Source organism: Lysobacter panacisoli (assembly GCF_009765165.1).
GTDB classification, from domain to species: Bacteria; Pseudomonadota; Gammaproteobacteria; order Xanthomonadales; family Xanthomonadaceae; genus Lysobacter_J; species Lysobacter_J panacisoli.
On the sequence record NZ_VLNU01000001.1, the window covers coordinates 655,143 to 669,578 of the forward strand.

At 69.4% G+C, this 14,436-nt stretch carries 14 protein-coding genes; 1 reads left to right on the forward strand and 13 read right to left on the reverse strand.

The window, feature by feature from the left end; genetic code table 11:
- Positions 1 to 203 precede the first annotated feature (203 nt).
- Positions 204 to 1,652 (reverse strand): DUF1501 domain-containing protein, encoded by a 1,449-nt coding sequence (locus FOF45_RS03275; protein WP_158982586.1) that lies wholly within the window; start codon positions 1,650 to 1,652, stop codon positions 204 to 206.
- Between the two features lie 9 nt (positions 1,653 to 1,661).
- Positions 1,662 to 3,383 (reverse strand): DUF1800 domain-containing protein, encoded by a 1,722-nt coding sequence (locus FOF45_RS03280; RefSeq protein WP_158982587.1) that lies wholly within the window; start codon positions 3,381 to 3,383, stop codon positions 1,662 to 1,664.
- Between the two features lie 255 nt (positions 3,384 to 3,638).
- On the opposite strand from FOF45_RS03280, the gene FOF45_RS03285 reads away from it, so the two are divergent.
- A complete protein-coding gene (locus tag FOF45_RS03285) occupies positions 3,639 to 4,973 on the forward strand; it encodes an NCS2 family permease (RefSeq protein WP_158982588.1) in 1,335 nt (444 codons plus the stop codon).
- Positions 4,974 to 4,976: 3 nt separating this feature from the next.
- On the opposite strand, the gene FOF45_RS03290 is transcribed toward FOF45_RS03285, so the two are convergent.
- The 11 genes from FOF45_RS03290 to xpsH are packed head-to-tail and all read right to left on the reverse strand — an operon-like array spanning position 4,977 to position 14,420.
- Positions 4,977 to 5,360 carry a hypothetical protein gene (locus FOF45_RS03290; protein WP_158982589.1) on the reverse strand — a complete coding sequence of 128 codons (384 nt, stop codon included), beginning with the start codon at positions 5,358 to 5,360 and terminating at the stop codon, positions 4,977 to 4,979.
- Entirely contained in the window at positions 5,357 to 6,223 is an 867-nt protein-coding gene (locus tag FOF45_RS03295) for a glycosyltransferase family 2 protein (protein WP_233264197.1), read from the reverse strand. Before FOF45_RS03295 ends, FOF45_RS03290 begins: the two co-directional genes overlap by 4 nt.
- Positions 6,210 to 7,052 (reverse strand): glycosyltransferase family 2 protein, encoded by an 843-nt coding sequence (locus FOF45_RS03300; protein ID WP_158987179.1) that lies wholly within the window; start codon positions 7,050 to 7,052, stop codon positions 6,210 to 6,212. Before FOF45_RS03300 ends, FOF45_RS03295 begins: the two co-directional genes overlap by 14 nt.
- Positions 7,052 to 9,286 (reverse strand): type II secretion system secretin GspD, encoded by a 2,235-nt coding sequence (gspD, locus tag FOF45_RS03305; RefSeq protein ID WP_158982590.1) that lies wholly within the window; start codon positions 9,284 to 9,286, stop codon positions 7,052 to 7,054. The genes FOF45_RS03300 and gspD overlap by 1 nt, the downstream gene beginning before the upstream one ends.
- Before the next feature lie 9 nt (positions 9,287 to 9,295).
- Positions 9,296 to 10,147, reverse strand: a complete 852-nt coding sequence (locus FOF45_RS03310) for a general secretion pathway protein GspN (protein ID WP_158982591.1) — start codon at positions 10,145 to 10,147, stop codon at positions 9,296 to 9,298.
- On the reverse strand, positions 10,137 to 10,802 hold the full coding sequence (gene gspM / locus FOF45_RS03315; RefSeq protein ID WP_158982592.1) for a type II secretion system protein GspM: 666 nt from the start codon (positions 10,800 to 10,802) through the stop codon (positions 10,137 to 10,139). Before gspM ends, FOF45_RS03310 begins: the two co-directional genes overlap by 11 nt.
- Positions 10,792 to 11,997, reverse strand: a complete 1,206-nt coding sequence (locus tag FOF45_RS03320) for a PilN domain-containing protein (protein WP_158982593.1) — start codon at positions 11,995 to 11,997, stop codon at positions 10,792 to 10,794. Before FOF45_RS03320 ends, gspM begins: the two co-directional genes overlap by 11 nt.
- On the reverse strand, positions 11,994 to 12,893 hold the full coding sequence (locus tag FOF45_RS03325; protein ID WP_158982594.1) for a type II secretion system minor pseudopilin: 900 nt from the start codon (positions 12,891 to 12,893) through the stop codon (positions 11,994 to 11,996). Before FOF45_RS03325 ends, FOF45_RS03320 begins: the two co-directional genes overlap by 4 nt.
- A complete protein-coding gene (locus FOF45_RS03330) occupies positions 12,890 to 13,540 on the reverse strand; it encodes a prepilin-type N-terminal cleavage/methylation domain-containing protein (protein WP_158982595.1) in 651 nt (216 codons plus the stop codon). Before FOF45_RS03330 ends, FOF45_RS03325 begins: the two co-directional genes overlap by 4 nt.
- Positions 13,537 to 13,968, reverse strand: a complete 432-nt coding sequence (gene xpsI, locus FOF45_RS03335) for a type II secretion system protein XpsI (protein ID WP_158982596.1) — start codon at positions 13,966 to 13,968, stop codon at positions 13,537 to 13,539. Before xpsI ends, FOF45_RS03330 begins: the two co-directional genes overlap by 4 nt.
- Positions 13,965 to 14,420 carry a type II secretion system protein XpsH gene (gene xpsH, locus FOF45_RS03340; protein WP_158982597.1) on the reverse strand — a complete coding sequence of 152 codons (456 nt, stop codon included), beginning with the start codon at positions 14,418 to 14,420 and terminating at the stop codon, positions 13,965 to 13,967. The genes xpsI and xpsH overlap by 4 nt, the downstream gene beginning before the upstream one ends.
- Positions 14,421 to 14,436 lie beyond the last annotated feature (16 nt).

The following is a 14,436-nucleotide window of genomic DNA, read 5'->3' on the forward strand; positions in this document are numbered from 1 at the left end:
TAGCGAAGCGATGCTGTCATTCCCGCGAAGGCGGGAATCCAACACTCCGTCGCCTCACCCTTCGTCGACCTTGATGCACCCAGCTCGGATCCCCGCCTTCGCGGGGATGACGGCGGATCCTCACGCGACGACCTCACCGTGGCGACGATTCGACCGCACCGAGCGGACGTTAGGAATGCGACATGCCGCGTGAGCGGCATGCCTTACCCCAGGAACCCCAGCCTCGGCTGCGCGAAGTTCTCGATACCCGGGAAGATCGCGCCCACCTCGCCTGCCGGCAACCCGAACCACTGCGCGAGCGTCGCGCCCATCTGGTTGACCGAGATCGTCGGCACCATGCGTCCGCGTCCCACTGCCTGCGCGCCGTCGAGTTCGAGCAGCGGATAGCTGCCCCACACCTGTCCTCCACGCAGCGCACCGCCGTTCGCCGCTGCACCGCCCATCACCAGCTGCACGCCGCCCCAGCCGTGGTCGGTGCCGTTGCCGTTGCTGTTGAGCGTGCGACCGAAGTCGCTCATGGTGAACGCGGTGGTGTCGTTGAGTGCGCCGATCTCCGCCAGCGCCGCGCGGAATGCCGCGAGCGAATCGGCGAGCTGCTTGAGCAGCGCGGCATGTCCGTTCGCCGCCATCTGGTTCTGGTGCGTGTCGAAGCCGCCGAGGCTGCAGTAGTAGATCTGCCGGCGATGCCCGATGGACGCGGTGCGGCTGGCCTTGATCATCCGCGCCACCATGCGCAGCTGCGACGCCAGGCCGCCAGCCGGGAACTGCGTGACGATGTCGCCGCCGTTGGCGGGATTCAGCGCCACGCGCAGCGAATCGTTGAGGTTGATCGCGCTGTCGCCGATCACCGCGTACTGGTCCTGCAGGATCGGCTGGTACGACGCCTCGACCAGCGCACGCAGCGATTCGGCGCGGATGCGGTCGGCGTTGCTGCCATCGTTGCGGAAGCGGTTGATCGCCGCCGGACCGCCGGACGACATCGCGAACGGCAACGTCGTCTGCCCGAACTGGAACAGGTTGCTGCCGGCGATGGAGATCGACGGCGGCAACGCGCTCAGCGCGCCGGTGTTCGAAGCCTCCATCCGATCCGCGAGCAGGCCGCCCCAGCCGGTCGTGCCGTTGCGATTGGTGTGGCCGCGCATCCACAGCTTCTGCTGGTCGTTGTGCGAGTACAGGTACGGCGGCAGGCGCTTGAGCCGGCGCGTCACGTCGTCCTTGGTCAAGGGTTCGACGAGTGGGCCGATGTTGGCGAGGAACGCGAGTTCGCCCGCATCGAACAGCGGTTTCATCGCCGCGCAACCGGGATTCAGACCCCATGTCTTGCCCTGCGTGTCGGTGACGGGCACCAGCTGGTCGAGCGAATAGCCCAGGCCGAACGGGTTGGTCGTCGCGTCGTACACGCCACCGCGGCTGGTGAGGTAGGTCTGGTGCTCGCCACTGTCGTACGGCACCAGCATGTTGAACGAGTCGCTGCCGCCGAACAGGAAGATGCACACCAGCGCGCGATAGTCGTTGCCGGGCAGCGGTTCGGCGGCCATTGCACGGCCGACCAGTTCGAGCTGCGGCATCAATGCGTAGGCCGCGCCGCCTGCGACGATGGCCTGCACGCGGCGCAGGAAGTTGCGGCGGTCTTCGCGATGGGAACGGGTCATGGTCGCCTCCTAGCGCTGGATCGCGAATTCGGGGGACGCCAGTGCGATCAGCACCAGCGATTTGGCGCGGTTCGCCGAGGTCTCGTTGGCCGCGGCGAGGCGGTCGAGCATGCCCACCATTGCCTGCGTCGAAGTGCTGCCGAGCGTGCCGTAGAACATCAGCACGTTGACGTACTGGACCATGCCCGCGTGGTCGCGTGCGTCGGCCATCGTGGTCAGACGTGTGATGTCTAGCACCGGTGCGGCGGTGGTCGCGGTCGGCGCCGCGCCGGTGTAGTTCCACGTCATCGCCTCGTGCTGGTTGAGCGTGCCGAGGTAACTGGCTTCAGTGAGGATCTGGAATTCCGGCCCGAACAATCCCTGCACGCCGTTCGCGGCTGGCAGGCGGTAGTCGGGTTCGAAGAAATTGAAGACCGACGGCGCACGCTGCGAATCCTGCATCAGCGTGGATGTGAGGTCGCCCGCATTGGAGAAGGTGAAACGCACCTCGCCCATCGCGGTCGGCACGTAGCGCGCATCGAACGCGCGCCATAGCGTGGCGATCTTCACCAGCGGCTCGCGCGCCTTGCCGAAGCCCGCATCGGTCGGCGCCATGCGCGCTTCTGTGTCGAGCAGGATCGCGCGGATCACCTGGCCGAGGTTGCCGTTCGACGACGTCCACACATCGGCGATGCGCGACACGTAGGCCGGGCTCGGATTGCTGGTGACGAAGCGCTGGATCAGCTGGCGGCTGATGAACGGCGCGACGTTGCGATGCGCTGCGAGCGCGTCGAGCGTGCGGCGCAGGCTGTTGGTGCAGTTGTTGCCTTCGCTGACGATGACGCCACCGAAGATCTGCTTGGGCTGGTCGTCGTGGAACGTCGGATGGCATTCCATCGGCGCGAAGCTGGTGTTGTCGCCACGGCCGTACTGCGCATCCGTCTGTCCGGCGTACGTCCAGCCGGTGAACACGCGCGCCATCGCGCTGACCACCTGTTCGTCGTAGGTCGGCACGGTCTGGCCGCTGGCGTCGAGTACCGGGCTGAAGTCCTTGTTGCGCTCGACCAGGCCGATCGAGAACAGCTGCATCACCTCGCGTCCGTAGTTTTCGTCCGGCGTGATGTTGCGACGCGGATCGGCCTTGCGGTTGCCGACGTGGCTGAGGAAGTAGCCCATCGCCGGATGCAGGCTCACCTGCTCCAGCAGCGTGCGGTAACTGCCGAACGCGCCGCGTGCGAGTGTGTCCTGGTAATCGGCGATGCGGTTGACGGTCGCGTTGGAATCGGCGACTTCGCGATCGGACACCACGAAGATCTCGCTCAGCGCGAACGCCATGCGCAGGCGCAGCTGGTCGCGTCCGTTCGCGGCCTGCCACAGCCAGTAGTTGCGGCGATGCGCCGGCGTCGGCGTGGCGACGCCGTTGGTGACGAGCTGCTGCATGTGCGGCAGCACCAGCGTCGCCGGCGTACGCGTCGCATCCATCTGTTCGTCGAGCCAGCGGCGATAGCCGATCTGCCGCAGCCGCGCGATCTCCGCGGTGGTCGGGCCGAACGTCGCCTGCGTCAGGAAGCGCGCGGCATCCGCGTCGCTCTGCGGAATGTCCGGGTAAGGAGAAGGCGTGCCCGGCGCCGACGGTGTGCCGGTCGAAGGATCGCCGTCGCCGTCGTCTCCACCCCCACCGCCGCCGCACGCGGCAAGCACACACAATCCCAACGCGAGCCCGCCGGCCCGCAGCATCCGTCCGAAGTCCATGCGATCCCCCTTGCGCCGTGATCCACACGACGAGCGGCGCGCACGTTAGCAACTGCGGCAGCGCACAACCGGAGCCACGTCGCGGTTTCCGAAAAGCTGACCGTGACGCTCGTAGCAGCTTGTAAACGCAGGTCTTGCGGCGTCTGTCCGTTCGCGCCGGTCCACGCCGCGAGACGATTTCGCGCGGCGTCCCACGGGTAGCGCGGTACCCTGCGCGACGGCCGGCCCTCCCCCGCCGCCGGCCGGGAGTCCTCGATGCCGCAGCGCCTTTTCCAGCCCTTGTTCCGTCTGCGCGAGCACGGCACCGACGTACGCACGGAAGTGGTGGCCGGCATCACCACGTTCCTGACGATGTCCTACATCGTCTTCGTCAATCCGAGCATTCTCGGCAACACCGGCATGGATACCGGCGCGGTGTTCGTCGCGACCTGCCTTGCCGCGGCGATCGGCACGCTGGTGATGGCCTTCGCCGCGAACTACCCGGTTGGCATGGCGCCGGGCATGGGGCTCAACGCGTTCTTCGCCTTCACCGTGGTCGGCGCTATGGGCTACACGTGGCAACAGGCGCTCGGCGCGGTGTTCGTCTCGGGCGTGGTGTTCCTGCTGCTCACCGTCACCGGCGCGCGCGGATGGCTGATCGCCGGTATCCCGCATTCGCTGCGCAGCGCGATCACCGCCGGGATCGGCCTGTTCCTGGCGATCATCGCGTTGCAGAAGTCGGGCGTGATCGTCGGCAATCCCGACACGCTGGTCGCACTCGGCGACCTGCGCGAACACCAGCCGCTGCTCGCCGTCGCCGGCTTCCTGCTGATCGCGGTGCTCGAAGCATGGCGCGTGCGCGGTGCGATCCTGGTCGGCATCCTCGCCGTCACCGCGGTGTCGTTGATGCTCGGGCTGGTCGACTACCGCGGCATCGTCAGCCTCCCGCCGCCGCTGGCGCCCACGTTCCTGCAACTCGACATCGCCGGAGCGCTCGGCGGCGGTGCGGGCTTCTCGATCGCGGCGATGCTACACGTCGTGATCGTGTTCGTGCTGGTGGAAGTGTTCGATGCGACCGGCACGCTGATGGGCGTGGCGCGCCGCGCCGGGCTGCTGCCGCTGGACGATGCATCGCCCGCGCAGCAGAAGCGCTTCGGTCGCGCGCTGTTCGCCGACAGCACCGCGATCCTCGCCGGCTCGGTGCTTGGCACCAGCAGCACCACGGCGTACATCGAAAGCGCCTCGGGCGTGCAGGCCGGCGGGCGCACGGGACTGACCGCGCTGGTGATCGCGGCGCTGTTCCTGCTCGCGCTGCTGTTCTCGCCGCTGGCGGCGATGGTGCCGCCGTACGCGACCGCGCCGGCCCTGCTGTTCGTCGCCGGCCTGATGCTGCGCGAACTCGGCGACGTGCACTGGGACGACCTCACCGAAGCGATTCCCGCGGCGCTGTGCACGCTGGCGATGCCGTTCACCTACTCCATTGCGAATGGTCTTGCGTTCGGCTTCATCGCCTACGCCGTGCTCAAGCTGTGCACCGGCCGCGCGCGTGAAGCGCACGCGGCGGTATGGGTGGTGGCGGCGTTGTTCGTGCTGCGCTTTGCGCTGGCGTGAACCTCAGCCGATTCCCATCGCGGCGTACCGCTCAAGGATCTGGGCGCGCAATTCGTCAGGAAGACGCTCGTAGTCCTCACGACAGGCCCCGAAGCGCCACGTCGCACAACCCGACCGGTCACGCCCTTCCGCGATGGCCTTGAGGATCAGCAGCGTGCACGCAGTGAACTCTCGTTCGTGGCCGGTTTCGAGGCTGTTGGCGCACAGCTCGACAACCTCATAAGGAAACCAGTACTGGCTGACCTGCAGGACGCCGTGGTGTTCGAACACGAGTGCGTGCAGCGCCGCGAGATGCCTATCCGTGTCCTGTCCGTAGTCGCGCGAAGCGATGAACGCCAGCTCTGCGTCGTCCAGCGTCAGCCACAGCTCCGGCGAAGGCCCGGTCACCGCGCGCCCACTTTCGCCTTCAGATAAGCCAGCGGGAAACGCAGCCAGATCGCCGCGAACACCGCCGCGACCGTACCCGCGTCGCGGCGCGGTGCTTCGAACTTGCGGAAGTAACGCCACAGGCCGCGGTGCTTGTGCCATTCGACGAAGAATGGACGCGAACGGCTCGACACGCCGCGGACGTGGTGCACGCGCACGTGGTTGGCGACGGCGACGAGCGCACCGGATTCGCGCGCGCGACGGCACAGGTCGAGATCCTCGGCGTGCAGGCGATAACCTTCGTCGAATCCGTGCAGGCGGTCGAACAGCACGCGCGGCATCAGCATCAGGGCGCCGGAAATCGCTTCGACCTGCTGCAGCGCGCGCGAGTCGTCCGGCGCGACGTCCATCTTCGCCGGCTTCGCGCCGCCGAGTGCGGCGGACAGCATCGCGGCGAAATCGGGATCGCGGCGACGCGCGGCGCCGTCGCGCACGCCGTCGTCGTCGACCAGGTCCGCGCCGAGCAAGGCCTCGCCCTGCGGCGCGGCCAGCACGCGCAGGCGGGCGAGCGAGTCGCGTTCGACCAGGCAATCGGGATTGACGAAGGCCAGCCACGGCACGTCGGCGACGGCGTCGTTCGCGCCCTGGTTGCAGGCGACGCCGAAGCCGGGATTGTCCGGGTTGGCGATGAAGCGCACGCGCGCGTCGGCCGCGGCGTGGCGCTGCACGACGTCCAGCGTGCTGTCGTCGGAATTGTTGTCGACCACGCGGATCGCGGCGACGCCGTCGGCCGCGCGCAGGCGGCGCAGGCATTCGTCGATGGTTTCGCCACTGCGGTAGGTCACCACCACCGCGGCGATGCCGGTGGCGTCAGACGAAGAGATCACGTTGCGGTTCCGGAGGTCCGATGCTTTCGAAGAGGGCGGACAGCTGCGTGCGCGAGGCGCGCAGCGGGTCCTGCATGAGGTAGTTGGCCAGGCGCGGATGCCAGTCGGGCCAGCGCGCGGCGAGTGCGTCCATGTCGCCGTCGAGCGGCATGCCTTCGCTGTTTCGCGCGACGAACGCGGTATCGCACAGCACGTTGCGCCAGCCCAGGCCGGACAGGCGCAGCGAAAGATCGATCAATGCGGCGTACCACGACCCGTAACTACTGGCGTCGAGTCCGCCTGCGCGACGGCGCGCAGCGCCTCGCACGAGCACGGCGTGGGTCACCGCGGCCGGGAGTTCCGGATGAAGTGCAGGCATCTTCGCGGCGGCGCGCGCGAGGCGTTCCAGATCTACGGGCACGGGATCGATCTCGCCGATGCGCGGCCACGCCGCGGCTTCGCCGGCATTGCTCCACGGCGTCGCCGTTGCGATGGCGCCATCGCTGGCTAGACCGGCGACGAGGCGCGACAACCAGCCAGGCGCGGGCACCGCGTCGGGTGCGAGCACGGCCACGTCCACGTCGCCGCACGCGCTCAGCACCTCATCCAGGTGCGCGACTTCGCCGACGCTGCGCTGGCGACGCGTGTAATCGGCACGCAGCGAGGTGCTCGCGATCCATCGCTCGATGATCGCGTAGCCGCGCGGCCCGGCCTGCGCATCGTCGGCGAGCCACACCGGCGTGCCGGGCGCGGTCGCGCGGTCCAGCGCCGCCAGACAGGCATCGAGTGCCTCGTCGTCGCGTCCGACCGGGACGACGACGACGGGCGGGGTGGCCGTCGCTGGAATCACTGCTGTCCCGGTTGGCGCGGCTTGCGTTGCAGCGGTTCCATCGCGCGGAAACGGCGGGTGTACTCGTCGGTGAGGTCGCGCGCTTCCTGCGGGTTGCGCACGATCGTCGGCGTGAGCAGCACGATCACTTCGTTGCGGGTCTTGCTCGAACGCTGCGTGCCGAACAGGCCGCCGATCACCGGGATGCGGGCAAGGCCCGGGAAACCCGAGGAGCCGCGCTGCACGCCGTCGCTGATCAGGCCCGCGAGCATCACCGTGTCGCCACTCTGCACCGCGGCTTCGGTCTTGAGCTTGCGCGTGTCGATGCGCACGTTGCCGTTGGGATCGGCGGTGTCCGGGCTGCCGGGCGAACTGACTTCCTGCACGATGTCGAGGAACACCACGCCGTCCTTCGCCACGCGCGGACGCACTTTGAGGATGGTGCCGGTATCGAGGTACTGGACCTGGCTGTAGGTGTTGTCGGTGCCCGTGCCGGGGTTCACCGTGACCGAGGAGATCGGGATGCGGCTGCCGACGTTGAGCGTGGCTTCGGCGTTGTTGCGCACCATCACCGACGGCGTCTGCAGCAGCTGCAGGTCGGTGACCTGGTCGAGCGCGCTGATCACCGCGGCGGCATTGCGGCCGAGGAAGGTCCAGGCAAGTCCCGGAGGGTTGCCGGCGGCCGACTGGATGCTGCCGGCCAGCGTGCTCCAGGTAGTGCGACCGACCGCATCCGGCAGGCCGGCGTCGGTGACGGCGCGCTCGAAGTACCAGTTCACGCCGTACTGCAGGTCGCCCTTGAGCTGGACTTCGACCACCTGCGCTTCGATGTGCACCTGCATCGGCATCACGTCGAGGCGCTCGATCACGTCGCGGATCGACTTCCACGCCGACGGACTGCTGCGCACGATGATCGAATTGGTTTCCTCCACCGCCGACACGCCGACGCGGTCGCCGTCGACTTCCAGGGTGAGGCTGGAATTGCCGTTCTGTTGCTGGTTGAGCGAGAGCGAGCCACCGTTGCCGCTGCCGCCCCCGATGCCGCCATCGCTGCCGTTGCCGCTGGAGTCGTAGTTGCCCAGCGTGGCGACGCTGCCATCGCCGGAGTCCTTGAGTTCGACCGATTCCAGTCCAGGCATCAGCGATGGCGCGCCGTTGCCGCCACCGCCGCCGGAGCGTCCGTTGCCGAACACGTCGGCGAGGCGATCGGCGAGTTCGCGCGCCTTGATGTATTTCAGTTCGTACGAATACAGCTGCACGCTGCCGCCGGCCGCATCGATGCGGTCGAGCCACTGCTGGATGTCGTCGAGGTAGTTCGCCTGCGAGGTGATCACCAGCACCGCGTTGGCGCCTTCCAGCGGCATGAAGCGGAACATGCCCGCGACCGGCGACTTGCTCTGTTCGCCGAAGACTTTTTCCAGGTCAGCGACGACCTTGCTGGCCTTGCCCGACTGCAGCGGGAACACACCCACCGACATGCCGGAGAGCCAGTCGACGTCGAACACGTCGATGGTGCGCAGGTAGTTTTCCAGCTCCGAGCGGCTGCCGCCGACGGTGATGACGTTGCGCGAGTTGTCGACGTTGACGATGGCGTTGGGGCGCGCGTACGGCTTGAGGATCTTTTCCATCTCGGTGGCCGAGACGTACTTCAGAGGCACGGTGCGCACTTCGAAGCCGCGCGCGTTCGCGGCCGCGCCGGTGCGCGCGGCGACATTGCCGGCCAGCGCCTGGTCCGACGGCACGATGTTGTAGCGGCCGCCGCTGTAGACCAGCCGCGCGTTGTTCCAGCCCAGCACCATTTCCAGCAGGTTCAGCGCTTCGGCCGGACTGACCGGCTTGGGCGTCGCCAGCGTCACCGTGCCCTGCACGCCGGGCGCGATCACGTAGTTCTGGCCGAGCATGTCGCCGAGGATCGCCTTGACCACGGCGTGCAGCGATTCGCCTTCGAAGTTGAAGGTCGCCGTGCCCGAGGTCGCACCCAGTCCCGGCGGCGGCGCGGTCGCGGCACTGCGGTTGATGACCTGGCCGGTGCCGCGGCGGATCTGCGGACGCGCGTCGCCGCCGGATTCCGGCAGCGGCTGCTGCGTGGCATCGCCGGCGGTGGCCGCGGCGCCGGACTGCGGACCGGGCTGTCCGTCGCGACGCACGTTGGGGACCGGCGCGGTCGCGCACGACGCCAGCAGGCTGGCGATGGTGGCGGTGGCGATCGCCTGGACGGCGTAGCGGGGACGGGTCTTCGAGCGTGGCTTCATGCGGTCACTCTACGGAGTCTGGGCCGGGGGCTGCGCATTCTGCTGCCGCATCTGCGCGCGACGCGCTTCGATCCGCTTGCGGATCGCTTCCATCTGCGCTTCGGGGGTGAGGGGCGCGTTCTCGGCGGATTCGACCGGCGGAGGCGCGGGGGGAGCGGTATTGGCGTTGGTGTTGCTGGTACGGTTGCCGCTGGCGGCCGGTTTGATGGCGTTGGCCGCGCGTGGCGGCACATTTGCGGCCGGTGGCACGGCGGTAAAGCCGGGCGCGGCGCCAGGCACCGACGTGCCCACCGGCTGCGGTCCGCGCACGTTCGGACCCGTTGGCGCGGTGCCGACGGCGGTCGGCGGCTGCCCGCCCTGTCCGTCGAACACACGCAGCGTCATCTCGCGCCGGCCTTCCGCGCCTTCGAACACCGCACTGCGTGCATCCAGCGCAGTAAGGCGCCACGACGGATGCGATTCGGGCACCTCGCCGAGTTTCACCCGCACCGATTCGCTGCCATCGGCGGGCTGCAGGATCGCCATCTTCAGGCTCGGCGTGATCAACACGCTGGTGAGCAGATAGTCGAACGCGGTCTGCTCGCCCTCGCCGCCGCCCTGCCCCTGCAGGTAGAACGCCTTGGGCTGGCGGTCCTGCGAGAACAGCGGCCGCTGCCCGATCTGCGCGTACTGCGAGATCGGGCCCAGGCGTTCGGGCGGCGCCTGCCGCAGCGGCGGCAGCGGCCGCAGCAGGCTCGGATCGGGCTCCAGCGCCTGCGCATGCTTGCCCATGCCCAACACCGCGAGCAGCCAGGCCAGCACGGCCCAGCCGGCGATCGTCGCCAGCACCCAGGTACGCGGACCGGCTTCGTCAAGGCGCACGCGCCACCTCCGGGCCGGCCGGTGCGGGCCGCAGGTAGCCGTACAGGTCGAAGCTCACGTCGAGTCCGCCGTCGCCGGTGGGTTGCGCATTGCCCGGCAGGAAATAGCCACGCGAAGACAGAATGTTGAGGTTACCGACGAACAGTCGCGGCGTGCCGCTTTCGAGCGCGTACAGCACGCTGGACAGCTCCGGGCTGCCGCAGCGCAGGCGCACCTGCACGACGACGCGCGCGTAACGGTCGCGGCGTGGTTCGCTCAGCGGCGAGCGGTTGCTGATCGCGCAGCTGCGGTTGCCGGGACTTGCTTGCGCAACCACGGCTTCCAGTCGCTGCACGAGTCCGGCCGTAGCCAGTTCCGCGCTGCTTTCCGGGAGGAAGCCGGGACGGCGCGCCTGTTGCGCGCGCACTTGCGCCAGACGCTGCGCGACCTGCGGCGCCTGCTGCAGCTGCATGCGCTGGCGCAGCTCGCGCTGCTGCAACGTGTCGATGCGGTCGCTCGCTTCGAGCATCGGCACCGTCCACCACGGATGCACCAGCAGCAGGTAGGCCAGCGCGAGCGCACCGAGCAGGAGACCGAGCGCGAGCCAGCGGTCGCGTTCGATGCGCGGCGTGGCGAGGTCGGCGCGCGGCGGCGCGGCGGTCGCTTCAGGGACCATCGGCGTCCTCCGTGCGCGGCGCGGGTGCGGATGCGGGCGTCGTCGTGGCGACCGGCGGCAGTTCGGCGGTCAGGGTGAATCGATCGCGGCCACTGGCCGGATCAGGCATCAGCGCACCGGTCAACGAAGGCGAACGCCACAGCGGCGATCCCTGCAGGCGCTGCACCAGCGACGGTGCCTCGCGGCTGAGGCCGATCATCAGCACGTTGTTGTCTTCGATCGCCAGCTTTTCCAGATAGGTGCTGTCGGGCAGGCGACGGGTGAGTTCGTCCATCACCTCCACTGCGGTCGGCCGCTGCGCGCGTTCGCGATCGAGGAAGGCCTGGCCTTCGATCAGGTCGATCAGCGCCTGCCGCTGCGAAGCGGCTTCGCGCGCCTGCACGGCATGGCTGCGGATGCCTGCTTCGAATTCGTCCGCCGCGGCACGCCGGTTGAGCAGCAGTTGCCACATCGTCCCGGCGACGGCGATCAGCGCGATCGCGGCGAGCGCGAGGTTCCAGTAACGGAAGGGATCGCCATGACGACGGCGCTGCGCCGGCGGCAGCAGGTTCACGCCGAGCGGGATGCCGTTGTCGCCGCACAGGTCGATGCCGGACAGCGACTGCGCCAGTGGGCCCAGCGCCGTCTGCTGCGGTTCCAGGCGCTGGCGCGGGACCACCACGAGTTCGGCGTCGAGCATGCCGTCGCCGTCGCGGCGCGAGAGAACACGCGCGTCGAAGGCCACGCTGTCGAGGGTGAACGGCGTTTGCCGGTCGATCTCGAATCCGACCACGTCGCGCAGGCGATCGCCGGCGGCGGGCGGGAGGCTCAACCGGCGACGCAGGCCGGCGGCGGCGGGCAGCAACAGCCAGCGCGGCAGGTCGGCCAGGCGTGCGGGCAGAAGCGGTGCGAGCGGGTCCACGGGCGCGACGATCGCGTCCACCGATGGCAGCGCCGACAACGGCACGGTGCCAAGATCGCGCAGTTCGCCGCCTTGTTGCAGGCGCAACAGCACGGCGTCGCCTTCGACCTGCATGAGCAGGCGGCCGCGGTCGAAGCCCAGCACGCGGCGCACGCGCGCGGGCAGCCAGGCCGCCAGGTTGCGGCCCCACCACGTCAGGAATCCATCCGCACCCGGCGCCAGGCGCGCGCCGAGACGCCGCAGCCTGTCCTGCGCCCAGTCGGCTCCTGGCCGGCTCTCGCTCCGTGCATTCATCGCGGTGACGTTCCCTCCTCCCAGCGCAGCGGCAGGTATGCCATTCCCGGCAGTCCCCCTCCGCCCACGCGTACCACGGTCCGCAGCACCGACTCGCGACCATCGGCGAGGCGTGCGCGGCTGTCGATACTATAGGTGCCGCTGCCGGCCCCGGCCATTCCACCGACCGGCACGGCACCGTCGCCGGGGCGCATCGCATCGCCGGCGCCGCGCCGCTGGGCGACGATCTGCGCGCCGTCCATGCCCATCGCATCGAGCACCTCCGCCGACGCGAACGCCGGATCCGGACGCGAGCGACCGCTGAACACCGTCACGTGCGGCTCGATCTTCGCGTACACCGCCGGGGTCATGCCGATCACCTGCAGCAGTTCGGCCACACTTTCGAACTCCGCGTCCTTGGCCCCGTACGGGAGGCCGGCCGCGGCGTAGTCGGCATCCTCGCCGCCGCCGGCGGGCTGGGTCAGCGGATCGGGGTCGCGCCAGTCCTGGATCGCACCGGCCAGCCGATCGGCCTGCGACGGCTCCACGCCGGCGTTGCGGATCAGTGCGGCCAGCAGGGTCGCATCGGCCTGGTTGAGGTCGAGCTTGCCGTTCTCGTCGGTGACCCGGACTTCCACGTCCGCGCCGGCATAACGCCAGCGATAGGGACGACCGTCCGGTCGCCATTGCAGGCGCTGGTCGGGTAGTGCCACGCGCATCAGCGCGTAGTCGACGCCGGCGCGCGCCGCGTTGGCGGCGACCAGTCCGCGCACCTGCACGCGGCCCTGCAGGTTCTCGGTGCGCGCGGCCAGTGCGAAGCCGCCGACCAGCGCGGTCAGCAGCACGATCAGCCACAGCACCAGGATCAGCGCGATGCCGCGCGCACGTCGTGGGGATGTCGGCGCGATGCGGTTCATTGCGTCTGCACCGGAAGGTTGAACGCGCTGAACGCCGGCGCCAGCGGTGGCGCGACGACCAGCGGCGGCCATGCGACGCCGTCGCGATCGACCATCGTCACCTCGACCTGCAACGGCAGCTGTTCGCTGGTTTCCCAGCGTTCCTGCCACTCGCCCATGCGGCCGCGTTCGTCCAGCGCGCGGTAGCGGAAGCGCGCTTCGCGCAGGCCTTCGACCAGCAGCTCCGGCGGCCGCACCGGGCTCTCCTCGATGGTCTGGCCGGCCAGCACCATGTTCAGCGCCAGCGTCATGCGCACGCCGTCGCCGTCGTTTTCGACGACGAGATCGTGCAGGTACGGACCTCCGCGACCGAGATAGTCCGGAAGGTCGGACACGAAACGCATGCGCTCCGGCTCACCGACGAAGCGCATCGCCACCGCGCGTCCCTGGTCGAAGGCGAAGCCGACCGGCCGCGCCGCGGTCAGGCGGCGACGCAGGAATCCTTCGACCGCGCGCATGCGTTCGCTGCGCTCGGCCATCGCCTCGCCGCGCGTGGCGGTGCGCGTCGCCGCGCCGAGCGTGGCGAACGCCAGCGCGATGCCCGTCGCCAGCAGCACCGTCGCCAGCAACAGTTCGATCAGGGTGAAACCGCGCGCGGCGGCCTTCATGGCAACACCGCGGTCGCGTCCGCCGCGGCCATGCGCAACGTGCGCAGTTGCAGACGACGACCGGGAGCCGCATCGCCCCATTCCATCGCCAGCGTGACTTCGAACAGGCGCGGCCCGCCGACCGCGACCGGCTGTTGCGCGGCAGCGGTGGTGGCGTCGCGCCACGGTGCGATGCGCAGCTGCCAGCGGTAGCGGCCTTCCTCGAACTCGCCGTCCTGTTCGCCGGCGGCGAGCCGGCCGCCGACGCCGACCTGGTCCATCACCGACTGCGCGTACAACGCCGCGCGTCCGGCTTCGCCCGACCAGCGCACCTGCCGCGTCGCACCGGACAGGATGCCGAGCAACAACGTCAGCGCCGCGGCGAGCAGCGCGAACGCGACGATCACTTCGAGCAGCGTGTAGCCGCGCTGGCGACGACGCGCGCTCATCGCTTCGCCTCCGCGCGCCGCATCTTCACTTCACCAGTGAGCCAGGCGACGTCGATGTTCCATGCGGCACGACGCGCGCTCAACTGCACGCGGCCGCCGGTGCTGGCGCCGTCCTCGAAGAACACGATCGCGCCTTCGCCGCGTCGCGATTGCACTTCGCGCGCGCCGGTGAAGGTGATGCGCAGCGACGGCGGGATCTCGCCCGCGCGTCCGTTCGCGCCGCGCCAGCGATGCGTGGCCGGATCGATCTCGAAACGCTGCGGCTTGCCGGTGGCGATGGCGAGCGTGCGCGCCAGGCGCAGCTGCGCGGCGACGGTCTTCGCGTTCGCACGCAGCTGCATGCCCTGCATGCCGCCGCCGAATATCGCGAAACCCAACACCCCAAGCGCGGCGATCAGCGCGATCACCAGCAGCATTTCCAGCAACGATACGCCGCGGGCCCGGGATGGCATGGCGCTGGTTCCCTCG